This window comes from Pseudomonas sp. NPDC088885, from assembly GCF_044750025.1.
Lineage (GTDB): Bacteria > Pseudomonadota > Gammaproteobacteria > Pseudomonadales > Pseudomonadaceae > Aquipseudomonas > Aquipseudomonas rustica.
Genome location: NZ_JBIVJB010000056.1, coordinates 10,091 through 32,779, shown reverse-complemented (window position 1 = coordinate 32,779; position 22,689 = coordinate 10,091). Strand labels below are relative to the sequence as shown.

Below are 22,689 nucleotides of genomic sequence, written 5' to 3'. Positions count from 1 at the left end.
GTTCCACATCGAACTGGACGGCGGTGGCGGCGACCTGCACGTGACCATGCCGTACTCGATGATCGAGCCGGTGCGCGAAATGCTCGACGCCGGTTTCCAGTCGGATCTCGACGATCAGGACGAGCGCTGGGTCAACGCCCTGCGTCAGGACGTGCTCGATGTCGATGTGCCGATCGGTGCCACCGTGGCTCGTCGTCAGTTGAAACTGCGCGACATCCTGCACATGCAGCCGGGCGATGTGATCCCGGTCGAGATGCCGGACGAAATGATCATGCGCGCCAATGGCGTGCCGGCCTTCAAGGTCAAGATGGGCTCGCACAAAGGCAACCTCGCGTTGCAGGTGATCGAGCCAATCGAGCGCCGCTGAAACGGCGCCACACCCCCTTTTTTGCACTAACTGAATTGTTGCCCGCCGAGGACACATGATGAACGACGATATGAACGCCCAGGACGATCAGGCACTGGCTGATGAATGGGCCGCCGCCCTCGAAGAAACCGGTGATGCCGGCCAGGCTGACATCGACGCCCTGCTGGCCGCCGACGCTGGCGCCGCGAGCTCCAACCGTCTGCCGATGGAAGAGTTTGGCAGCGTGCCGAAGAACAACGATCCGGTGACGCTGGACGGTCCGAACCTGGACGTGATCCTCGACATCCCGGTGTCGATTTCGATGGAAGTCGGCAGTACCGACATCAACATCCGCAACCTGCTGCAACTCAACCAGGGTTCGGTGATCGAGCTCGATCGTCTGGCCGGTGAGCCACTCGACGTGCTGGTCAACGGCACGCTGATTGCGCACGGTGAAGTGGTGGTGGTCAACGAGAAGTTCGGCATCCGCCTGACCGACGTGATCAGCCCAAGCGAACGCATCAAGAAGCTGCGCTGAGTGAAAAGGTTTCTCTGGGCGCTGCTGGCGCTGCCAATCAGCGTAATGGCCGCCGAACCGGTGGCGACCACGGCCGCCGTCGCCGCGCCGGTGGTCAACAGCGGCATTGCCGGGCAATTGACGCAACTGGTATTCGGTTTGCTGCTGGTGCTGGGGATTATCTTTTTCCTCGCCTGGCTGCTGCGCCGGGTGCAGCAGGCGGGGCCAGCGGGCAAGGGTCAGGTGATCGAGTTGATCGGTTCGCGCGCCCTCGGCCCACGTGACCGCTTGATGCTGGTGCAGGTCGGCAACGAGCAGATTCTGCTCGGTTTGAGCCCCGGCACCATCACCGCGCTGCACGTGCTCAAAGAGCCGGTGCCGGTGCCGAGCACCAGTGAAAAAGCCACTCCGGATTTTGCCCAGCAGTTGCTGAAGATACTCGGCAAGGATCAGAAGGATACGAAGTAATGGGTGCGCTACGCATCGTCTTGACGCTGGCCCTGATGCTGGCGGCGCCGCTGGCGTTCGCCGCCGATCCGTTGTCGATCCCGGCGATCACGCTGGGCACCAACGCCGATGGCGCGCAGGAATATTCGGTCAGCCTGCAGATTCTGCTGATCATGACCGCGCTGAGTTTTATTCCGGCGGCGGTCATTTTGATGACCAGTTTCACCCGGATCATCATCGTCTTCTCGATCCTGCGTCAGGCCCTCGGCCTGCAACAGACGCCGTCGAACCAGATCCTCACCGGCATGGCGCTGTTCCTGACCATGTTCATCATGGCGCCGGTGTTCGATCGCGTGAACAAAGATGCCTTGCAGCCGTATCTGGCGGAGACACTCACCGCGCAGCAAGCGGTGGAAAAAGCTCAAGTGCCGATCAAAGACTTCATGCTCGCGCAAACCCGCAGCAGCGATCTTGAGCTGTTCATGCGCCTGTCCAAACGCACCGACATCCCGACGCCGGACGCCGCGCCGCTGACCATTCTGGTGCCGGCGTTCGTCACCTCTGAGCTGAAGACCGCGTTCCAGATCGGCTTCATGATCTTCATTCCGTTCCTGATCATCGACCTCGTCGTCGCCAGTGTGCTGATGGCGATGGGTATGATGATGCTGTCGCCGCTGATCATTTCCTTGCCGTTCAAGATCATGCTGTTTGTGCTGGTGGATGGCTGGGCGCTGATCATCGGCACCCTGGCCAGCAGTTTTGGAGGTGTCTCGCCATGACGCCGGAAGTCGCGGTCGATATCTTTCGTGAAGCGCTGTGGCTGACCACGCTGATGGTCGCGATTCTGGTGATCCCGAGCCTGTTGGTCGGTTTGCTGGTGGCGATGTTCCAGGCCGCGACGCAGATCAACGAACAGACCCTGAGCTTCCTGCCGCGTCTGCTGGTGATGCTGGTGACGTTGATCGTCGCCGGCCCATGGATCGTGCAGACGTTCATGGAATACATCATCCAGTTGTACAAAAACATCCCGATGGTCATCGGCTAAGCCATGCAATCGCTGCTTCAGCTGACCGACACCCAGATCAGTTCCTGGGTGGCCTCGTTCATGTTGCCGCTGTTTCGCGTCGCCTCGATGTTGATGGTCATGCCGGTGTTCGGCACCACGCTGATACCGCGTCGCGTGCGCCTGTATTTTGCCGTGGCGATCACCGTGGTGATCACGCCGGGGCTGCCGCCGATGCCGGCGGTGAGTCCGCTGGATCTGAGTGGGCTGATGTTGATCGCCGAGCAGATTCTGGTCGGCGCTGTGCTCGGGTTTTCCTTGCAGCTGTTCTTCCAGGCGTTTGCCGTGGCCGGACAGATTGTGGCGATCCAGATGGGCATGGGCTTCGCCTCGATGATCGACCCGGCCAACGGCGTGTCGGTGGCGGTGATCGGGCAGTTCTTCACCATGCTCGTGACGCTGCTGTTCCTGTCGATGAACGGCCACTTGGTAGTGTTCGAAGTCCTGACTGAAAGCTTCACCACGCTGCCGGTCGGCAGTGGCTTGATGACCGCGCATTACTGGGAACTGGCCGGCAAACTCGGCTGGGTACTTGGCGCGGCGTTGCTGCTGGTGTTGCCGGCGGTGACCGCGTTGCTGGTGGTCAACATCGCGTTCGGCGTGATGACCCGCGCGGCGCCGCAACTGAACATTTTCTCCATCGGTTTCCCGCTGACCCTTGTACTCGGTCTATTTATTGTCTGGGTCGGGTTGGCGGATATCCTCAATCAGTATCAGCCGCTGGCCACCGAGGCCTTGCAGTTGCTACGCGAACTGGCACGGGCGCGCTGAGTCATGGCTGAGAGCGAAAGCGGTCAGGACAAAACAGAAGACCCCACGGAGAAACGGAAAAAGGACTCCCGTGAGAAGGGTGAGATTGCCCGTTCCAAAGAGCTCAACACCCTCGCCGTGATGATGGCCGGCGCCGGCGCCCTGCTGATCTTCGGTGGCATGCTCGCCGAAGACCTGATGGAACTGATGCGTCTGAACTTCACGCTGACGCGCGAGGTGATCATGGATCAGGGCTCCATGGGCGCCTTTATGATGCAGTCGGGCAAAATGGCGCTGGTGGCGATTCAGCCGATCATGATCACCCTGTTGATTGCCGCGCTGGTCGGGCCGATTTCCCTCGGCGGCTGGCTGTTCGCGGCCAGCTCCATGGCGCCGAAGTTCAGCCGGATGAACCCGGCCGCCGGCCTCAAGCGCATGTTTTCCTTCAAGGCTGTGGTGGAGTTGCTCAAGGCACTCGCCAAGTTTGTGATCACCCTGTTCGTGGCGCTGATGGTGTTGATGTCCGACGTCGACGACCTGCTGCGCATCGCTCACGAACCGCTTGAGTCAGCGATTATTCACAGCGTGACGCTGGTCGGCTGGAGCACGTTGTGGCTGGCCTGCGGGCTGATCATCATCGCCGCCGTCGACGTGCCGGTGCAGCTCTGGGAGGCGCACAAAAAACTGTTGATGACCAAACAGGAAGTGCGCGACGAGCACAAGGATCAGGAAGGTCGGCCGGAGGTTAAACAGCGCATCCGTCAGACCCAGCGCGAAATGTCCCAGCGACGGATGATGGCGGCGATTCCCGACGCCGACGTGGTCATCACCAACCCGACGCACTACGCCGTCGCGCTCAAATACGACTCGGAAAAGGGCGGGGCGCCGATGCTGATTGCCAAGGGTAGTGACTTCCTCGCCCTGAAAATCCGCGAAATCGCCGTGGCCAATAACGTCATGCTCCTCGAATCGCCGGGTCTGGCGCGTTCGATCTACTACTCCACCGAACTCGACCAGGAAATCCCCGGCGGCTTGTATCTGGCCGTCGCGCAGGTCTTGGCCTACGTCTACCAGATCCGCCAATACCGCGCGGGCAAAGGCAAACGGCCGGATCCGCTCAAGGATGATTTGCCGATTCCGCCGGATCTGCGCCGCGATTCTTGACGTTACTGCGATGACACTCTAGGCCTTACAGAGATCATTGTGGCGAGGGGATTTAGCGAAACGTCGCACCGCCCCGCTGGGCTGCGCAGCAGCCCCAAAACCTGTGACTTCAATCTTTCAGGAATACCGCGTGCTCAGGATTTACGACTGCTGCGCAGCCGAGCGGGGCGGTGCGACGTTTCGCTGAATCCCCTCGCCACAGGTTCTTGCCTGACTTCTTGATCGTTCCCACGCTCCGCGTGGGAATGCAGCCCGGGACGCTCCGCGTCCCTTCCAGAACCGAACGCGGAGCGTCCGTTGAGGCATTCCCACGCAGAGCGAGGGAACGATCACCGGGGTGCTGTTACTGCGGCAACTCCAGATTATCCAGCGCCCGATTCACCGCCAGTTCGCCGAGCATGATCAGTTGCGCGATGCCAGCAGTGCGGTAGGCAAATACGCAGGATGCGTAATCTTGGAGGCGTGTCTGGAGGTGTCTTTTTATAGGTGTTGCGTCGCGTTCTTTGAGGTAGCCGCTCGTCTGAAACCGTAGCTTACCTGTCAGGTTTTACAGGTGTGCGAAAAGTAAACCTGTGGCTTTATCGGGGGGGATGTAGCACATCCGTGCGCATTCTTCGACGGCATAGGAGAAGGAAATGAAAGGTACATTCAAACGTTATGATGAAAAAACGGGGGAGGGCATTATTACTCCTGATCCTTTAATTCAAACTGGGGATAATGATGGTACTGGGCGTAAGAACGTTAGAGAAAATTTTTCTTCAGGCGAAGAAGATCTCCTGAACGTCTATGATCGACAGGGGTTGTACGAATTTAGCTTCATAATTCCTCCAAATTTTGCAAATAAAACCAACATTAAAAAAGGCATGGTCGTCGAATTTGATCGCGTATCCGAGGGCTCCATGGAGGCGACGAATCTGCGTTATTAAGAGGGTTGATTTTTCTCAATATGTGCCGCTTATGCGGTATTGCGTTCTCTTGCTTGTTCTGGGCGACACGTTGAAGTTGGCCAAGAATGCGCGGACTGGAAAAACGGTCCGACCTACACAGGGGTGACCTGCCCATTCCGCCGGATACGCGGAGCGATTCGTGACTGTGGTGTGATGAAAAAACCGCCGTTCCGATCAAACGGGGCGGCGGTTTTTTCATACCTGACCCAAGGAAAGTCCAGCTCTCACAAAGATTTTGGTGACGGGGTTTGTCCCCGATGGGCTGCGTAGCCCCCCCAAAAACCAGTGACCTTTATCTTTCAGTAATAACGGGATCAGGATTTACGACTGCTGCGTAGCCGAGCGGTGCGGTGCGACGTTTCGCTGAATCCCCTCACCACAGGGTTTCCGGTACAGGTCAGCCCGGCAACTCCAGATTATCCAGCGCCCGATTCACCGCCAGTTCGCCGAGCATGATCAGTTGCGCGATGCCCAAAAGCGTTCTGCGTTGCGAGGTGGGTATGAGGTTGGCGAAGTCATTGGCGATGGTTCTGGCGGAGGCGAGGGTTTCGCAGGCGTTGGCCAATAATTCTTCGTTTTTGAAGTCGGCGGTGACAGCGTACATCGTGCGGTTTCTGCGTGCGGACGTCAGAGAACTTCCGCTTCATCGCTGTCAAACGGATGGTGGGCAATGTTTGCAGCTTGATGCAGCGAACCAAGACATCCGGTGCACCCGAAGATGCCTCCTCATAAAGTCACCATTGAACTGTGCATCGGGCACACGAGTGCAAGTGCGCATTGGAGAATAATGGACGTCCTGGATTTCCCGAGCCGTCAAACCCGATCATGAATGAGTCGTGACTGAATAGAGGATTGGGAGTCAGGGAAAGCGGCCAACCGCCCCCCTGCACAATGGCCCTGAATCTCTATGGGAGTGAGCAAGCCCAGACCGCAGTTAGACCGAGCTCCACTAACAGCGCGAGGAAGAAGCACATTATGCTCGCCAAACTACTTCAGACTGATCCAAGGAATCCAGTCGCACAAGGAGGTGCAGGCTAGTTGAAACGTCAAACCCTGGTAAAGTTGTATTTTCAAGAATTTCCCGATATTAACGAGTTCTCAAAGTGCATTAAACAACAATAGCCCTGATTCTATGGTATGAAATTGCGGTTCCGGATCCGGTCCCATTGAATAAGTGTAAAATACGCCAGTTGGAACCTGACACCCAATCACTGGACCAGTAGTTACTTTCATAAGCGCCGTCTCCCCAGTAACTGTTGTGGAAGGTTCTATAAATTTGCGTTACTGATATAAGTTCCGCCAAACTAAGTACGCGCCCTTGATTGCCTGCTTCAGTTATGTTGTGCAGATATAGAATTCGCCCTTGAAGAACGTTTGACACAATGACTCTGCAACTCTTTGCGTTTCCGGTTGCATCCCGCGCGGTTAATGTGGCTGTTCCGTTTGCAAGGGATGTAACAATGCCAAGATGGGTATCTACCATGGCCACGCCTTTAGGAGAGATTTCATATGTATAGGGTTCTTTTCCTCCATTGGCTGTTTTTTGTTTTGACGTTCCTGTCGGCCATTTAACGACAGTGGCTCCCGAGAAAGCGATTAATCGGCCATTAAGTATTAAATCATTTGGATCAAAAATAAACTCGGGTACTACCGAGGTTGTGTACGTGCGCAGTGGAAAGCTCACCGCCTCCTCCACATCCTTGCTACCACCCAGCCCGGCCTTGAGCTGCATCGTCAGGCCCGCGCCATCTTTCAAATTTTGCAAGTCGTTCAGCGGAAGTGCATGCTCGTAAAAACCTTGGTTAATCCACGTCTGGTTGGTCTGCGAATCAGGTGGCTGCAAGAACGTTTCGTCATATTTGCTTTCGTCTTTGTTGGTGCCTTCCACTCGTAACCATACGTACTGCTTCAACGCAATCAATGGCCAATTGATTATGCGCATGGTCGCGTCGGCGGCCAGTGCGCTGACGTCCAACTCCGGACCCTCACCGCTGTTCGCGGCTTGCGTGATCAAGGGCTTGCCCAATGCCGGATCTTCTTGCGGGATCACCAGCACCGTCAGCGGCAATTCTTTCGAATGCACAGGCGTACCACTGCGCGTCACGGTGTAGCTCACCGTTACCGCTTTGCCCAGGTTGAAGGCCACAACCGCGTTTTTCAGCGGAATCGACTGTGGCCCCAGCGTGGTCACGGATGTTCTCGGAGAGGTGTCGGAACCGTTCGGCGGTGTACCGCTCCAGGTGACGATGATGTCGTCACCAATGTCCATGCCGGTGTAGTCGACGATAGCGGTCAGGCTGTCCTTGGCTGCGAACGGGTTGAGGCTAGTGCCATTCGCCTCCTTGATCTGCGGCGCTTCCAAATCCAGCGCCGCGCCAATACGCAACGTCAATTCACGCGAGTTCCCCAGCGTCACCCCCGCCCGCTGGATGCTGTAATCGGCCACCACCATGCCGTTGAGGTTGGCTGTCACGTATTGCTTTTCCACGGTGATGCGCACTGGGTTGCCGGCGGTGATGGGGATCAGGTCGACATGGCCGTTGGTGCTGCCGCCGCTGGCCGAGCCGCGCCAGCGCCAGCTCACGCGGTCCTTTTCACGGGTGCCCAGGTACGGCACCACCAGTGTGGTGCCGGTCGGCGGCACTTTGTCGGGATCGAGCACGTCATTGTCTGCCTCCTCGACTTCCGGCCGGTCAAACGTTGGCAAGGGCACACCGACCTGCATCGGGAACGGCAGCGATTCGCGCACGCTCAACAGCAGCGCATCGCTGTTGGTGACGATATAAAAGACCTTGACGTTCAGTCCGTTGAACCGCTGGATCTCGGCATTGCTCACGCTACGCAGGACGGGCCGGTTTTCCGCAACATTACCGACGGTGCGCGGGTCTTCGTAATAGACGGTGCTACCACCCGGCGTCTGGGCCTGCCAGATCAGATTGATCAGGTCGCTGCTGTTGCGGCCGGGGTACCAAGGGATGTTGACCGTCGCCCAGGTTGTCTCCGGCGGCAAGGTGCCACCCGGGGCCTCGTCCACGGAGGGGGCGCGCAATTGGCTGATGTCACCAATCACCGTGACGCTGGCGTTTTTCGAGGGGCGGTCGGCGATACCGTTACGCCGGCAGGCGTAGCCCACCGACGCGCTGCCCTTGGCGATGGCCCTCACTGAGGCATTGGGAATGGTGAATTTGAGCGGAAACGATACGAAGTCGACGGGCAGCTCAATTGGCCCGACGATGATTTGCGAACCTTGCGCCGGGGTACCTGTCCAGGTCAGGAGTACCTCGTCACCCACCTTGTAGTCAGTCGCCGGGGTGTTGACCAAAACCTCCACATCGTCATCTCCGAGTTGATCGAGATTGATGCTGTTGGTCGGCAGTCCTTTGACCAGCACCAATGGCACTTCCAGTCGATTGCCGCCCAGGTCAACCAGCACTTTGCGAATGGCCGACCACGGCGCACGCTCGTCGGGGCGGTTACCGCAGCGATCGATGACCTGATAAGCCACCGCCACTTGCGGACCATCACCCGCGGCCTCGATCACCGCGCGACTGAACACCACATCGATCGGATGGCTGACCGGGTTCTGTGCCTGTTCCGGCGTGACGACATGAGCGACCTGCTGACTGCCCCAGCGGGCGAGGATGCGATCATAGCGGGTGAGGTTGCGGTAGGGCACGATGCGCATCGTCACACCCTTGGCTGGCAGGGTTTCATCGACCTCGTCATGGTCGAGGGAAAACTTGAGATCGGAGTGGCCGTCATCGCCGGGAATGTCATCGTAGCCGCCGGGACGCGTGAGCTTGACCAGCAGGATCAGTAAGGGTTTGGAGTCTTCCTCTGCCTGGTTCTTGTAGGTGACCCGGTAGAACACCGGCTTGGTCTCGCCGTCAAGCACATGGGCCTTGCGAATGGTAAACGACAGGTCCTGGTTAAGTTCGTTATCGAATTCGAGAGTTTTGGTCCAGATCGCCGAATTGGCATTGCCCCAGAACACCTCTGCCTTGTCGCCGATGTTCATGTTGAGCCAGGACGGAATGATGCCTTGCAGATCGTCTTCCACCGCCCGGATGGGAATGCCACCGTCGTAGTGCTCGGCAGGATTCAGGGTGACCAGCGCGGGAAAGTACAGCGGTTTGAGAACTAGTGGGTGTTGGGGTCTGGTCATGGCGGCGGACACCGGTCGATGGTTGAGGCGACGGAGTGATTGAACGTGGTATTGGGGAAAAGCACACCTGTCAGATCTGACAGGTGAGGTCGGGTTTTCGACGAGTGGTCATTGAACAAGAGCGAAGGTCAGAAGATCGCAGCCTTCGGCAGCTCCATAGTTCGGTGTAGGGGCTACCGATGATCTTGCCTTTCGAAACGACAAAAACCCGCCATCCCGATTGAATGGGGTGGCGGGTTTTTTCCCGGAGGAGATGTATTGCCTGTGAGTCAGACATAGCGGGTAAGCCCGCTTCCACAGGTTTGGGGGGGTGGCGCAGATTTGTGGTCGGCACAGATCCCTATGGGAGGGGCTTGCTCCCGAAAGCGTCAGCAAGCACAACAGATCAATCAAGCCTTGTAACCGTGGCCTGCTACTGCGGCACCTGCAAATTATCCAGCGCCCGATTCACCGCCAACTCGCCGAGCATGATCGGTTGCGCGATACCCAGCAGCGTCCTGCGCTGCGAGGCGGGTATAAGCTTGGCGAAGTCGTTGGCGATTGTTCTTGCCGAGGCGAGGGTTTTTGATCGTTCCCACGCTCCGCGTGGGAATGCATCCCGGGACGCTCCGCGTCCCTTCCAGAACCGAACGCGGAGCGTCCGTTGAGGCATTCCCACGCAGAGCGAGGGAACGATCACCGGGGTGCTGTTACTGCGGCAACTCCAGATTATCCAGCGCCCGATCCACCGCCAGTTCGCCGAGCATGATCAATTGCGGGTGGCGGCTTGTACGCGGGTTAGCAGACCAGGCTCAAGAATCCCGGCGCACCGAAGTGCCCCACGCAAAGCCGCCATGACGTAATGGCGGGACTCGCGTGTCTTGAGATTTGCCGAGCTGCTAAACCCGATCACTGAACAATCAGCGACCGACCCACGATAGAACCCGTCCCCAAGGCGCACAAGCCGGCCGATTCTGGCTTGGCTGTAGGCAAAGGCGCAAGGATGTGTAGCCTTTGAGGCGTGTCTTGAAGTGTCTTTTAAACAGCAGTGTTTAAACGGCTACATTTGCGTCGCGATCTGGAAGTTTGCGTTGGCCGGGCGGGCCTCTTCGCGAGCAAGCCCGCTCCCACAGTGGTTTTGTGGTGAGCATCAAATTTTGTGGTGTACGCAAAACCTGTGGGAGCGGGCTTGCTCGCGAAGGCGTCGTTGGATTCAATATTTTCCTTACCTGACACACCGCCTTCGCGAGCAAGCTTTGCTCCTGCATTGGTTTTGTAGTGAACATCCCAATTTTCGCTGTCCCCGAAACCTGTGATAGCGGGATTGCCCGCGAAGATGGCGAGCCTTTCATTCAATGCTGGTAAAGCACGTAAATGCGGTCGGCAGGGGTTGCCAGTACTTCTCTCAGGTCGGTTTTCCCTGTCTCGATAAAGCGCACAACCTCCAGGTTTTCTGCATCCAGAATCCAGATGCGACCGGACGTGTATGTCACGACGTAGATATGTTTGCCGTCGGCACTCACCGATAGGTGCCGGGGTGATTTTTCGCTCGCGGCAACTTTGATGACTTTATGGGTGGCCGTATCAATCAGCAAAATTTCACTGGAGGTTAAGTCGGCCACATACAAGCGAGTGCCGTCGTGGCTTGGTGCCATTGCGTACGCAAATCCGGTGATCAGAATTCTGGCGACGAGCATCCAGCTATCGGTAGCGATAACGTCAATGGCCGAAGGGTCGGAGTCGGAATCTGCATCGCCCACATTGGCCAGATACAAAAGCGGTTGCTTGGGATTGACTGCGAGGCTGTAAGGCCACGGTTTGGTTAGCAGAGTCTTGGTGACGGTCTGGGTGGGCGCGTCGATTGCCTTCAGAAATCCCCGTCCTGATTCCAGAGTGCCACCGGCGTAAAGGGTTTGGCCGTTTGCACTTGCCACCATATAAGGCGTACTGCCCTCGAGATCGGCGCCCTGGCTGAGTTCATGGGTTTCTGTGTTGATCTGCCAAATAAATTGCGAGTAGCGGCTGTGGACATAGGCCCGAAAGCCGTCGGGTGTCAGGCTGGCCAACTGTTCACCGCCGACTTTTGGCGAATAGCTATGGACGATGGTTTGAGTTTGAGTATCCATTGCGCGGATATGGCTGAATCTGCCGTCGACGGTGGACACAAAATACAACCGCGAGGCATCCGGACTCTCGTTAAGTCCAGCAGGCCTTTGATCATCACGATGTTTTCATTGGGTACTTCGAGTTGGAAGGTATCGGCACCGGTTGAAGGTTTCATGGGCAGGATCCTTGAGCCTCAGTAGGATCCTCAGTGGGCAACAAATTCGCGCGTCTGGCACCTGTCAGGTTTGACAGTTCTGATCTTCTATCCGACCGGCGGTTTGTTCGGCAGCGTCCTGTGTCATTAAGCGCGGCTGCCTTCCGTCTGAAATCCTTCTGACCCTGACAGTTTTGACAGTAGACGCCGTTCGTTTTCATGCGCTTTGATGACACCGGGAATTTCCCGTTGGATGTCTCGTTGTGGATGCGCTTGGGCAGGGGCCTGGCAGTGTTCGAGATGCTCGGATCAGCTTAGGGAGAGTGTTTATGGTAGCGCGCGTGTACAAGCATCTTGCGGGGATGGAGTTGGAATTTGTCTCGGCACGGCTTGACGAGAATGTAAGTGAAAAGACGATCGGCTACTCGGCCAAATTCAAACTGAGTCTGGACTTCCTCAACTTTAAAGTTGCCGCGAACCTGCACATTCCCGGCTTTCTGGATAACCCGCTCAATGCGATCCGGCCCGAGGTGGACGGCTTGGCAACTCATTACGCGTACAACTATTTGTTTAGCGCGGCGGGCAATATTTCCACGAGTGAGGCGCTGTTCAAGGTCTTCACTCGCCCGGAGTACTACATGTCGCATTGGTCGACGGGAGGGCTTGAAAGTCGTTATGGCGTGCCGGACTTCGAGGTGGTTGACGGGCAGTTGCACGTTACTGCACGCCTGGACTATCGATTGGACGGCGGTCGACAGATTCAGATTCGCGATCTGCCGATCATATATTTTCAGTGGCAATTGAATTTGCTGTTAGGTGACTCGGAGTACCCAGAGCTCAAGTCACCCGAAACCAAAGTCGTGCTGATGTATGGCAAGGAGCCGCTGGTATCGGTGGAGGGGAAGCCGATGTATACCGACACGCGTTACATGATCGGTCGTGAGCTAGCGTTTGGCGATATTGGCGCGGATCAAATTCACAAGGCGGGTTAAATCCGGAATTTTCTTTGTCTGAGAGATCGCTTTCGCGAGCAAGCTTTGCTCCTACGGGTTTTTTGGTGAATATGCATTTTGTAGCGTGCCGCAAAATCTGTGGCGCTTACTCGCGAAGACGGCAACACGTCGGAACTGAACGGCGGATGTTTTGGCTGAAGATATTTTGTCCCTGGAGGCGCTGCCGAAGGCTGCGATCTTTTGATTTTCAATGGCCAGATCAAAAGATCGCAGCCTTCGGCAGCGCCTGCTGAGGCGGGAATTCCAGTGTTTGATCGGGTGCCGAAGCTGAATGCGCGCGTGTGCGCCGAGCTTCGGCATTTCACAGTGGTGTTGGCTGCTTTAGCTCTTGCCGAGGGGGGCTTGGTCGTAATAGCCAACGAATATTACATCATCGTCATTGATCGCAATCACTCTAAGATCAGCCCGATCAACCGGCAATTGCTCAACCAATCTCATGGTGTCTGTCTCATATACGTCAATCAGATTCGACCCGTGATTGTTCAGGGCGTAAAGAAAGGATCCGTCGGCACTCAATGCCATTTCATGTGGCGTCCCTTTGACGGCGTACGTAGCTCTGATGCCATTGTTCATAGTGTCAACGGCAGTGACGCTCTTGCGGGCCCAATTGGAGATGTAGGCAAGGCGCTTCGAACGGTCAAATACAATACTGTTCCTGACAGTTATCGGCATCGGGATCAACGTTAATTTATCTGTCTGAGGGTTTAAGACGTGTACACCTTCAGTTTCATTGGCCGCGGTAAGGATGTAGAAAAGCGAGTTATCGGGATTTAGCTTGATTCCAATATCAAGTCGGCTAACCGGGATTTTTTTGACCAGAGACTGAGTCGCACTGTCAACGACCGCTAAAACGTTCTTTCCGGGCTCTCCGGCAATAATGTACAACTGCTTGCCGTCAGCGCTGACAGCTAAGTCGATCGCACTGGAGCCAGTCTCATAACCCAATGTCTCAGTCTGTTTCTCGGTATCACAGATTCTTACGTGACGACCGTAATAGTCAGTGGAGTAAATCAGCGTACCGTCAGGGCTCATCCCTCCAATTCGAGGGGCGCCCCCCTTTTCGGAGAATTCATGAATGAGATCGCCTGTTGCTACATGCCGCGTCTGGATTCTTCCCAGGTGATCGTGGTGCATGATTTTACCGTCATTACTGAAAACGATGTTCTCCATGCATTCAATGAGTCGAATCTCTGGTTTCATGAAAGGTGTTCCTATGAGTCGATGAAGTGCTCATGGGACGGGATATGACGCATAGCGTCTACTGTCAGAAATTACAGGTTTGATGGCCGTTCGTCTGAATGAACTGGGCGTAAGGGGTTGGTTTTTCCGTATGTGCGCTACCCATTAATCAAAGATCGCAGCCTTCGGCAGCTCCTACAGGGACGCGCGTTGGGGCTGCGATCTTTTTTGTCAGGGCAAAAGTTGGAAGGCTTCTTGCAATAGCCGCCGTGCGCCTGCTCTGGGCGTCAAAAGTTTGCTTTAAAGGAACGGGGAAAACCGGTGGATCGCTCTCAGTTACTCAACAGTGCCCGCACAAACCTGAATGACCTCTCGCGAGGCAATCTGGGCGTGCCGTTGTTGCTGCTGGTCATGTTGGCAATGATGATGTTGCCGATTCCGCCGTTCCTGCTCGACGTGTTTTTCACGTTCAACATTGCGTTGTCGATCGTCGTGCTGCTGGTCTGCGTGTACGCGCTGCGGCCGCTGGATTTCGCGGTGTTCCCGACGATTCTGCTGGTCGCGACGTTGATGCGGCTGGCGTTGAACGTCGCCTCGACACGGGTGGTGATGCTCCACGGTCAGGACGGCCACGCCGCGGCCGGTAAGGTGATTCAGGCCTTCGGTGAGGTGGTGATCGGCGGTAACTACGTGGTCGGTATCGTGGTGTTTGCGATCCTGATGATCATCAACTTCGTCGTGGTGACCAAGGGTGCCGGGCGGATCTCCGAGGTGAGCGCGCGCTTCACCCTCGACGCGATGCCCGGCAAACAAATGGCGATCGACGCCGACCTCAACGCCGGTCTGATCGACCAGAACCAGGCAAAGATGCGCCGCCAGGAAGTCGCCCAAGAGGCTGAGTTCTACGGTTCGATGGACGGTGCCAGCAAGTTCGTGCGCGGTGACGCTATCGCCGGCCTGCTGATTCTGTTCATCAACCTCATCGGCGGCATGGCCGTCGGTATCTTCCAGCACAACATGAGCTTCGGCGATGCCGGCCGGGTTTACGCCTTGCTGACCATCGGTGACGGTTTAGTGGCGCAATTGCCATCACTGTTGTTATCTACAGCTGCGGCGATCATGGTGACCCGTGCTTCCGGTTCGGAAGACATGGGCAAACAGATCAATCGCCAGATGTTCGCCTCGCCAAAAGCGCTGGCGGTGGCGGCCGGTTTGATGGCGGTGATGGGCCTGGTGCCGGGCATGCCGCACTTCTCGTTCCTCAGCATGGCGGCACTGGCCGCTGGCGGCGCGTACCTGTTCTGGAAGAAGCAGAACGTCGCCAAGGTTGAAGCGCTGCAAGAGGTCAAACGCCAGCAGGAGCTGCTGCCTTCGCCGGCCCGCGCCATGGAAACCAAAGAGCTGGGCTGGGATGACGTGACGCCAATCGACATGATTGGTCTGGAAGTCGGCTACCGCTTGATCCCGCTGGTGGATCGCAATCAGGGCGGGCAATTGCTGGCGCGGATCAAGGGCGTGCGCAAGAAGCTCTCGCAGGATCTGGGCTTCCTGATGCCGACCGTGCATATCCGCGACAACCTCGATCTGGCGCCAAGCGCCTACCGTTTGACCCTGATGGGCGTGATCCTCGCTGAAGCCGAGATTTACCCGGATCGCGAACTGGCGATCAACCCGGGGCAGGTATACGGCACGCTTAACGGCATAAACGCCAAAGATCCGGCTTTCGGGCTGGAAGCGGTGTGGATCGAAATCAGCCAGCGCGCGCAGGCACAGTCGCTCGGATACACCGTGGTCGACGCCAGCACCGTGGTCGCGACGCACTTGAACCAGATTCTGTACAAACACTCCAGTGAGCTGATCGGCCACGAGGAAGTGCAGCAACTCATGCAATTGCTGGCCAAAAGCTCGCCGAAACTGGCTGAAGAGCTGGTGCCGGGCGTGGTCTCGTTGTCGCAACTGCTTAAAGTATTGCAAGCGCTGTTGGCCGAACACGTGCCGGTGCGTGACATCCGCAGTATTGCCGAAGCCATCGCCAACAACGCTGCCAAGAGTCAAGATACCGCCGCGCTGGTGGCTGCGGTGCGGGTTGGCGTATCGCGCGCCATCGTCCAAAGCATTGTAGGCACTGAGTCCGAGCTGCCTGTGATCACCTTGGAACCAAGGTTGGAACAGATATTGCTCAATAGTCTGCAGAAGGCAGGACAAGGCTCGGAAGAGGGCGTTCTGCTGGAGCCAAGCATGGCCGAGAAGCTGCAACGTTCGCTCATCGAAGCGGCGCAGCGTCAGGAGATGCAAGGTCAGCCGGTGATCCTGTTGGTAGCAGGCCCGGTGCGCGCGATGCTCTCGCGCTTTGGCCGCCTCGCAGTCCCTGGATTGCACGTGCTGGCCTACCAGGAAATACCGGACAACAAGCAAGTGACAATTGTTGCGACAGTAGGGCCCAACGGCTGAGGTAGTGGTTCATGCAAGTTAAGCGTTTTTTCGCCGCCGATATGCGTCAGGCCATGAAGCTGGTTCGTGATGAGCTGGGCGCTGATGCCGCCATCATTGGCAACCGCCGCATTGCCGGCGGTGTCGAGCTGACGGCTGCGCTCGATTACAAATTGTCGGCGCTGGCGCCACGGGTTCCGAACATGGAACTCGAAGACGAGCTGCGCAAGACCCAGTCGCGCATCGTCACCGCCCAGGCCGAACTGAGCCTGCGTGGCGAAGCCGATGGCAATAGCAATCGCCAGATCTTTGCCGGCCTGCCACTCACCGCTGGCCTGCCGTTGACCGCCGCTGAACCGCTGACCGAGCCGACCTACGCCGCGCCAGCGCGTCCAGCCCCGGCACCGGCGCAGTCCTCCGGCGGCGTCGATCCACGCGCACTGGATTCGATGCGTTTTGAATTGAACAGCCTGCGCGAGCTGATGGAAGTGCAGCTCGGCACGCTGGCCTGGAATCAACTGCAGGGCAGCCGTCCGGCGCAAGCCAACCTGTATCGCCGTCTGCAACGGATCGGCCTGTCCGGCCCGTTGTCGCGCGACCTGCTGGCGATGATCACCGATATCGAAGAACCTCGTCAGGCCTGGCGCATGCTGCTGGCGCACCTGGCGCGGATGATTGCCGTACCGGAAGTCGAGCCGCTGGAAGAGGGCGGTGTGATTGCCATGGTCGGCCCTGCCGGCATGGGCAAGACCACCACGCTGGCCAAGCTCGCTGCCCGTTACGTGCTCAAGTACGGCGCGCAGAATGTCGCGCTGGTGAGCATGGACAGCTTCCGCATCGGCGCTCAGGAACAACTGAAGACCCTGGGCCGGATCCTCAACGTGCCGGTAACGCACGTCGATCCGGGCCAGTCGCTGGTGCAGGCCCTGGACCCGCTGCTGCGCAAACGCGTGGTGCTGATCGATACCGCCGGCCTGCAGGCCAGCGATCCGGCACTGCGCATGCAGCTCGAAAGTCTGGCCGGGCGTGGCATCCGTTCAAAAAATTATCTCGTGCTGGCAACCACCAGCCAGAAACAGGTTCTAACCGCCGCTTATCACAGTTACAAGCGTTGCGGGCTCGCCGGGTGCATCCTGACTAAACTGGATGAAACGGCCAGCCTTGGCGAAGTGTTAAGCCTGGCGATCAGTCATGAATTGCCGGTCGCGTACCTGACCGATGGCCCACGGATTCCGGATGATTTGCATCTGCCGCGCCGTCATCAACTGGTCAGCCGCGCCGTCAGCGTGCAAATGCAGGAAGAACCCAGCGAAGAAGCCATGGCTGACATGTTCGCTGATATCTACCACAGCCCCACCAAGCAGGTAGGCTGAGGTATTCATGAACAGTTTTTGTACCTACATCGATGGTCTGCCATGCATTGTTCCGTTTGTGAACGCGCAGCCAGTAATGTGGCCTCCGTCTATGCAAGACAAGGTAAAGAAATAACATGGGCAGCATGCATCCCGTACAGGTGATCGCGGTGACCGGCGGCAAAGGTGGCGTCGGCAAAACTAACGTGTCAGTGAACTTGTCTCTGGCGCTGGCAGAGCTTGGCCGTCGGGTCATGCTGCTGGACGCCGATCTGGGACTGGCGAACGTCGACGTTCTGCTGGGCCTGACACCCAAACGCACTCTGGCCGATGTCATTGAAGGCCGCTGTGAGCTGCGCGACGTACTGTTGCAGGGCCCCGGCGGGATCCGCATCGTACCGGCCGCGTCCGGCACGCAGAGCATGGTTCATCTGAGCCCGGCGCAACACGCCGGCCTGATTCAGGCCTTCAGTGACATCGGCGACAATCTCGACGTTCTGGTGATCGACACCGCTGCAGGTATTGGTGACTCGGTAGTCAGTTTCGTTCGCGCAGCGCAGGAAGTGTTGCTGGTGGTCTGCGATGAGCCGACCTCGATCACTGACGCTTACGCACTGATCAAACTGCTCAACCGCGATTACGGCATGAACCGCTTCCGCGTCCTCGCCAACATGGCGCAGAGCCCGCAAGAAGGTCGCAACCTGTTCGCCAAGTTGACCAAGGTCACGGATCGCTTCCTCGACGTCGCCTTACAATACGTCGGCGCCGTGCCTTACGACGAAAGCGTGCGCAAAGCGGTGCAGAAGCAGCGCGCTGTCTATGAAGCCTTCCCGCGTTCCAAGTGCGCGCTGGCGTTCAAGGCCATCGCGCAAAAGGTCGACACGTGGCCGCTGCCCGCCAACCCGCGCGGCCACCTTGAGTTTTTTGTCGAGCGCCTCGTGCAGCAAACGGCAGGGCCCGTGCTATGACCGCTAGCGGTATGAATTACTACAAGAAGTCGGCACGCGACGCTCAGTACGAGCTGATCGAGCGTTACGCGCCGCTGGTCAAACGCATTGCCTATCACTTGCTGGCGCGGTTGCCGGCAAGTGTGCAGGTTGAAGACCTGATCCAGGCCGGGATGATCGGCCTGCTTGAAGTCTCGACCAAATACGACGCCAGCAAAGGCGCCAGTTTCGAAACGTACGCGGGCATTCGAATCCGCGGCGCGATGCTCGACGAAGTGCGCAAAGGGGATTGGGCACCACGCTCGGTTCACCGCAATACCCGGATGGTCAGCGACGCAATTCGCTCAATTGAAGCTAAAACCGGCCGTGATGCTAAAGATCACGAAGTTGCGGCCGAACTCCAATTGAGTCTCGACGATTACTACGGGATTTTGAATGACACCTTGGGCAGTCGCCTGTTCAGTTTCGACGATCTGTTGCAGGACGGCGAACACGAAGGGCTGCACGAGGATGGCGCGAGTGCTCATCTTGAGCCGTCACGCGATCTGGAAGATGAACGCTTCCAGGCGGCGCTGGCGGACGCGATTGCCAATTTGCCGGAGCGTGAGCGACTGGTGTTGGCGCTGTACTACGACGAAGAGCTGAACCTCAGGAAATCGGTGAAGTCCTTGGCGTCAGTGAATCGCGGGTCAGCCAGTTACACAGCCAGTGCGCGGCCCGTTTGCGGGGGCGTTTGGGGGAGTGGCGAGCGCGCTGAAGGCAGTGTGGGGACACTGCGAACGAGGCTGGTGCGGTGATGAACGGCACCGGTCTTGCTCTGTTGTGCTCCAGACAGTCTTCGAGTGCTGCGCCGATTGATTGAAGTGGCGCGTCCAGGTGCTGGGCGCGTTTAAGACTGCTTGGAGGTCGAATTGAACAAAGACATGAAAATCCTCATCGTTGATGACTTCTCAACGATGCGGCGGATCATCAAGAACCTGCTGCGTGATCTTGGGTTCACCAACACCGTCGAGGCTGACGATGGCACCACTGCCATTCCAGTGCTCAACAGCGGAAGCATCGACTTTCTGGTAACGGACTGGAACATGCCGGGCATGACCGGTATCGACCTGCTGCGTCACGTGCGTGCCGACGAAAAACTCAAGCACCTGCCGGTATTGATGGTGACTGCTGAAGCCAAGCGCGAGCAGATCATCGAAGCCGCTCAGGCCGGTGTGAACGGCTACGTCGTCAAACCTTTCACGGCTCAGGCGCTGAAAGACAAAATCGAGAAGATTTTCGAACGCATCGGCTGATGAACGCGCGGGGGAGCTATGGAGCATAAAGAATTTTCACAGGGCGATTTCGAGTCGACCCTGAAAAAACACGCGGTCGAACTGGTCGAGAGCCTTGAAAAAGGCAAGTTCGGCGACGCTGTGCAACTGATCCATGAGCTCAATCAGACCCGTGACCGCGGCCTGTATCAGGAAGTGGGCAAGCTCACACGCGAACTGCACAGTGCGATCGTCAATTTCCAGATCGATCCGCACATGCCGCAGGCCGAGGAAGTGTCGCAAATCACCGACGCCACCGAACGTCTGGGCTATGTGGTCAAGCTGACGGAAGCTGCGGCCAACCGCACCATGGATCTGGTGGAAAGCGCCACGCCGGTGGTCAATGGTCTGGCTGAAGAAGCCCAGGCTCTGAGCACGGATTGGGGCCGTTTCATGCGCCGCGAAGTCGGGGCTGAAGAGTTCCGCGAACTGGCGCGCCGGGTCGACGGTTTTCTGTCGCGCAGCCACACGGGCAACCGTGCGGTGTCGAGCAATCTCAACGACATTCTGCTGGCCCAGGATTATCAGGACCTCACCGGTCAGGTGATCAAACGCGTGACCCAACTGGTCACCGAAGTCGAAAGCAATTTGCTCAAACTCGTACTCATGGCCAGTCAGGTGGACCGCTTTGCGGGCATCGAACATGACCGCGCCGCGATGCTTGCAGAAAAAGATCCACAAAAACATCTCTCGCAGGGTGAAGGTCCGCAGATTCATGCCGATAAACGAGAAGACGTTGTGTCCGGTCAGGACGATGTGGACGATTTGTTATCCAGCCTTGGATTTTGAGTTTAGGTTTTTAGACCTGTTAGGAGCACCCCATTAATGAGCTTCGGCGCCGATGAAGAGATCCTTCAGGATTTCCTGGTTGAGGCCGGCGAGATTCTTGAGCAACTGTCCGAGCAACTGGTCGAGCTGGAAAGCCGACCGGATGACGCGGATCTGCTCAATGCAATTTTTCGCGGTTTCCACACTGTAAAAGGGGGCGCCGGCTTCCTTCAGCTCAATGAGCTGGTGGAGTGCTGTCACATCGCCGAAAACGTGTTCGACATCCTGCGCAAGGGTGAGCGTCGCGTTGATGCAGAACTGATGGACGTGGTGCTGGAAGCACTGGACGCGGTGAACAGCATGTTCACTGAGGTGCGTGAACGCGCACCGATCACCGCTGCAACGCCTGAGCTGCTGGCAGCGCTGGCACGTCTGGCCGAGCCGCAATCGGCGGATGCCGTCGCGGTCGAAGAAGTCGTTGAAGCGCCGGTCGCCGAAAGCGATTCGGGCGACATCACCGACAACGAATTTGAACAACTGCTGGACTCGCTGAATGCCGTCAAGGCACAAGCCGAAGCCCCGCCAGCGCCGGTGGCCGATAGCGCCGCCAGCGATGAAATCACCGACGCCGAATTCGAGTCGTTGCTGGATCAACTGCACGGCAAAGGCCAGTTCGCGCCGGACGCCGTAGCGGCGACGCCAGCGGCTCCGGTTGCTCCGGCAGCGGGCGACAGCTCGGACATCACCGACGACGAATTTGAAGCGTTGCTCGATCAGTTGCACGGCAAAGGCAACTTCGCCGTTGAAGCGCTGGAGTCGGCGATTGCCTCGGCACCTGCGCCTGCTGCTCCAGCGGCCGCCGCTGCCGGCAGCGATTTGATCAGCGATCATGAATTCGAATCGCTGCTCGACGAATTGCACGGCAAAGGCAAATTCACCGATGTCGGCGCCGCCTCAGCGGGCAGCGCTTCGACGGTGGCCACGCCAGTTGCCAAGGCCCCGGCCGCAGCGGCGCCGAAACCTGTCGCCAAGCCTGAGCCAAAAGCCGAAGTACCCAAAGCTGCTGCACCGGCTCCGGCTCCGGCCCGTGCACCGGCAACACCGCCACCGGAAAAACCGGCGAGTGAAGCCGAGACCACCGTGCGCGTCGATACCGCACGTCTCGACGAAATCATGAACATGGTCGGCGAGCTGGTACTGGTGCGTAACCGTCTGGTGCGCCTGGGCTTGAACAGCGGCGACGAAGCCATGCAAAAGGCTGTGTCGAACCTCGACGTGGTCACCGCTGACCTGCAAACCGCAGTGATGAAAACGCGGATGCAGCCGATCAAGAAAGTATTCGGGCGCTTCCCGCGTCTGGTTCGCGACCTGGCCCGTCAGCTGAAAAAAGAGATCAACCTGGAGCTGGTCGGCGAAGAAACCGACCTCGACAAAAACCTCGTCGAGGCCCTGGCCGATCCGCTGGTCCACTTGGTGCGCAACGCGGTCGACCACGGCATCGAGTCGCCGGAAGAACGTGAAGCATCGGGCAAGGCCCGTGGCGGTCGTGTGGTGCTGGCCGCCGAGCAAGAAGGCGATCACATCCTGCTGTCGATTTCCGATGACGGCAAAGGTATGGACCCGAACGTGCTGCGCGCCATCGCGGTAAAACGCGGGGTGATGGACAAGGACGCGGCCGATCGCCTCAGCGATACCGAGTGCTACAACCTGATCTTCGCCCCGGGTTTCTCGACCAAGACCGAGATCTCCGACGTCTCCGGCCGTGGTGTCGGCATGGACGTGGTGAAGACCAAGATTTCCCAGCTCAACGGTTCGATCAACATCTACTCGACCAAGGGCCAGGGCTCGAAGATTGTCATCAAGGTGCCGCTGACGCTGGCGATCATGCCGACGTTGATGGTCATGCTCGGCAATCAGGCGTTCGCGTTCCCGCTGGTCAACGTCAACGAAATTTTCCACCTCGACCTGTCGACCACCAACGTCGTCGACGGCCAGGAAGTGGTGATCGTGCGGGACAAGGCGCTGCCACTGTTCTACCTCAAGCGCTGG

Annotated in this window: 18 protein-coding genes and 3 pseudogenes; 16 read left to right on the top strand and 5 right to left on the bottom strand. The window is 57.9% G+C overall.

The window, feature by feature from the left end:
- The 8 genes from ACIP1X_RS19620 to ACIP1X_RS19585 form a co-directional block, all read left to right on the top strand.
- The coding region (locus ACIP1X_RS19620; RefSeq protein ID WP_400754414.1) for a FliM/FliN family flagellar motor switch protein at positions 1-367 on the top strand (367 nt) is incomplete at its 5' end.
- A 58-nt stretch (positions 368-425) separates the two neighbouring features.
- Complete coding sequence (fliN, locus tag ACIP1X_RS19615) at positions 426-884, top strand: flagellar motor switch protein FliN (RefSeq protein ID WP_053118377.1); 459 nt, start codon at positions 426-428, stop codon at positions 882-884.
- Positions 885-1,331 (top strand): flagellar biosynthetic protein FliO, encoded by a 447-nt coding sequence (gene fliO / locus ACIP1X_RS19610; RefSeq protein ID WP_053118379.1) that lies wholly within the window; start codon positions 885-887, stop codon positions 1,329-1,331.
- Positions 1,331-2,089, top strand: coding sequence for a flagellar type III secretion system pore protein FliP (fliP, locus tag ACIP1X_RS19605; protein ID WP_053118381.1), 759 nt, complete (start codon positions 1,331-1,333; stop codon positions 2,087-2,089). Before fliO ends, fliP begins: the two co-directional genes overlap by 1 nt.
- A complete protein-coding gene (gene fliQ / locus ACIP1X_RS19600; RefSeq protein WP_053118383.1) occupies positions 2,086-2,355 on the top strand; it encodes a flagellar biosynthesis protein FliQ in 270 nt (89 codons plus the stop codon). The genes fliP and fliQ overlap by 4 nt, the downstream gene beginning before the upstream one ends.
- 3 nt (positions 2,356-2,358) lie before the next feature.
- On the top strand, positions 2,359-3,144 hold the full coding sequence (gene fliR, locus ACIP1X_RS19595) for a flagellar biosynthetic protein FliR (protein ID WP_053118386.1): 786 nt from the start codon (positions 2,359-2,361) through the stop codon (positions 3,142-3,144).
- A gap of 3 nt (positions 3,145-3,147) precedes the next feature.
- Positions 3,148-4,287: a flagellar biosynthesis protein FlhB gene (gene flhB, locus ACIP1X_RS19590; RefSeq protein ID WP_400754411.1), complete on the top strand. Its 1,140-nt coding sequence runs from the start codon at positions 3,148-3,150 to the stop codon at positions 4,285-4,287.
- A gap of 635 nt (positions 4,288-4,922) precedes the next feature.
- Entirely contained in the window at positions 4,923-5,213 is a 291-nt protein-coding gene (locus tag ACIP1X_RS19585; protein WP_400754408.1) for a hypothetical protein, read from the top strand.
- A 418-nt stretch (positions 5,214-5,631) separates the two neighbouring features.
- Here the strand turns inward: ACIP1X_RS19585 and ACIP1X_RS19580 are convergent.
- The 4 genes and pseudogenes from ACIP1X_RS19580 to ACIP1X_RS19565 all read right to left on the bottom strand — a co-directional run.
- Positions 5,632-5,853 (bottom strand): annotated as a pseudogene (locus tag ACIP1X_RS19580) (DUF6124 family protein); the annotation flags it as partial.
- A gap of 489 nt (positions 5,854-6,342) precedes the next feature.
- Positions 6,343-9,399, bottom strand: a complete 3,057-nt coding sequence (locus tag ACIP1X_RS19575; protein WP_400754406.1) for a hypothetical protein — start codon at positions 9,397-9,399, stop codon at positions 6,343-6,345.
- Positions 9,400-9,811: 412 nt separating this feature from the next.
- A pseudogene (locus ACIP1X_RS19570) lies at positions 9,812-9,973 on the bottom strand (DUF6124 family protein); the annotation flags it as partial.
- Between the two features lie 757 nt (positions 9,974-10,730).
- The gene (locus ACIP1X_RS19565) at positions 10,731-11,543 is read right to left on the bottom strand and encodes a YncE family protein (protein ID WP_400754403.1); all 813 of its coding nucleotides are present in this window, start codon (positions 11,541-11,543) and stop codon (positions 10,731-10,733) included.
- 424 nt (positions 11,544-11,967) lie between these two features.
- Here ACIP1X_RS19565 and ACIP1X_RS19560 point away from each other — a divergent pair, with 424 nt between their 5' ends.
- The gene (locus ACIP1X_RS19560) at positions 11,968-12,630 is read left to right on the top strand and encodes a hypothetical protein (RefSeq protein WP_400754400.1); all 663 of its coding nucleotides are present in this window, start codon (positions 11,968-11,970) and stop codon (positions 12,628-12,630) included.
- A gap of 342 nt (positions 12,631-12,972) precedes the next feature.
- On the opposite strand, the gene ACIP1X_RS19555 is transcribed toward ACIP1X_RS19560, so the two are convergent.
- Complete coding sequence (locus tag ACIP1X_RS19555; protein WP_400754398.1) at positions 12,973-13,851, bottom strand: hypothetical protein; 879 nt, start codon at positions 13,849-13,851, stop codon at positions 12,973-12,975.
- 300 nt (positions 13,852-14,151) lie between these two features.
- Here ACIP1X_RS19555 and flhA point away from each other — a divergent pair, with 300 nt between their 5' ends.
- The 7 genes and pseudogenes from flhA to ACIP1X_RS19520 all read left to right on the top strand — a co-directional run.
- Positions 14,152-16,281 carry a flagellar biosynthesis protein FlhA gene (flhA, locus tag ACIP1X_RS19550; RefSeq protein ID WP_053118395.1) on the top strand — a complete coding sequence of 710 codons (2,130 nt, stop codon included), beginning with the start codon at positions 14,152-14,154 and terminating at the stop codon, positions 16,279-16,281.
- An 11-nt stretch (positions 16,282-16,292) separates the two neighbouring features.
- The gene (gene flhF, locus ACIP1X_RS19545) at positions 16,293-17,633 is read left to right on the top strand and encodes a flagellar biosynthesis protein FlhF (RefSeq protein WP_007920012.1); all 1,341 of its coding nucleotides are present in this window, start codon (positions 16,293-16,295) and stop codon (positions 17,631-17,633) included.
- A gap of 116 nt (positions 17,634-17,749) precedes the next feature.
- Positions 17,750-18,580 (top strand): flagellar synthesis regulator FleN, encoded by an 831-nt coding sequence (fleN, locus tag ACIP1X_RS19540; protein WP_003222917.1) that lies wholly within the window; start codon positions 17,750-17,752, stop codon positions 18,578-18,580.
- A pseudogene (fliA, locus tag ACIP1X_RS19535) lies at positions 18,577-19,316 on the top strand (RNA polymerase sigma factor FliA). The gene fleN and the pseudogene fliA overlap by 4 nt, the downstream one beginning before the upstream one ends.
- A 166-nt stretch (positions 19,317-19,482) precedes the next feature.
- Positions 19,483-19,854, top strand: coding sequence for a chemotaxis response regulator CheY (locus tag ACIP1X_RS19530; protein WP_024012118.1), 372 nt, complete (start codon positions 19,483-19,485; stop codon positions 19,852-19,854).
- An 18-nt stretch (positions 19,855-19,872) separates the two neighbouring features.
- The gene (locus ACIP1X_RS19525) at positions 19,873-20,661 is read left to right on the top strand and encodes a protein phosphatase CheZ (protein WP_053118398.1); all 789 of its coding nucleotides are present in this window, start codon (positions 19,873-19,875) and stop codon (positions 20,659-20,661) included.
- 36 nt (positions 20,662-20,697) lie between these two features.
- Positions 20,698-22,689: chemotaxis protein CheA (locus ACIP1X_RS19520; protein ID WP_400754396.1), on the top strand; the 1,992-nt coding region annotated here is incomplete at its 3' end.

Excerpts from the sequence above, each read along its gene's own strand:
- flhF (WP_007920012.1), top strand. The coding sequence starts at position 16,293 with ATGCAAGTTAAGCGTTTTTTCGCCGCCGATATGCGTCAGGCCATGAAG.
- ACIP1X_RS19555 (WP_400754398.1), bottom strand. The coding sequence starts at position 13,851 with ATGAAACCAGAGATTCGACTCATTGAATGCATGGAGAACATCGTTTTC.
- flhB (WP_400754411.1), top strand. The coding sequence starts at position 3,148 with ATGGCTGAGAGCGAAAGCGGTCAGGACAAAACAGAAGACCCCACGGAG.
- ACIP1X_RS19575 (WP_400754406.1), bottom strand. The coding sequence starts at position 9,399 with ATGACCAGACCCCAACACCCACTAGTTCTCAAACCGCTGTACTTTCCC.
- fliQ (WP_053118383.1), top strand. The coding sequence starts at position 2,086 with ATGACGCCGGAAGTCGCGGTCGATATCTTTCGTGAAGCGCTGTGGCTG.
- fliR (WP_053118386.1), top strand. The coding sequence starts at position 2,359 with ATGCAATCGCTGCTTCAGCTGACCGACACCCAGATCAGTTCCTGGGTG.
- fleN (WP_003222917.1), top strand. The coding sequence starts at position 17,750 with ATGGGCAGCATGCATCCCGTACAGGTGATCGCGGTGACCGGCGGCAAA.
- fliP (WP_053118381.1), top strand. The coding sequence starts at position 1,331 with ATGGGTGCGCTACGCATCGTCTTGACGCTGGCCCTGATGCTGGCGGCG.
- ACIP1X_RS19560 (WP_400754400.1), top strand. The coding sequence starts at position 11,968 with ATGGTAGCGCGCGTGTACAAGCATCTTGCGGGGATGGAGTTGGAATTT.
- ACIP1X_RS19530 (WP_024012118.1), top strand. The coding sequence starts at position 19,483 with ATGAAAATCCTCATCGTTGATGACTTCTCAACGATGCGGCGGATCATC.
- ACIP1X_RS19585 (WP_400754408.1), top strand. The coding sequence starts at position 4,923 with ATGAAAGGTACATTCAAACGTTATGATGAAAAAACGGGGGAGGGCATT.
- fliN (WP_053118377.1), top strand. The coding sequence starts at position 426 with ATGAACGACGATATGAACGCCCAGGACGATCAGGCACTGGCTGATGAA.
- ACIP1X_RS19525 (WP_053118398.1), top strand. The coding sequence starts at position 19,873 with ATGGAGCATAAAGAATTTTCACAGGGCGATTTCGAGTCGACCCTGAAA.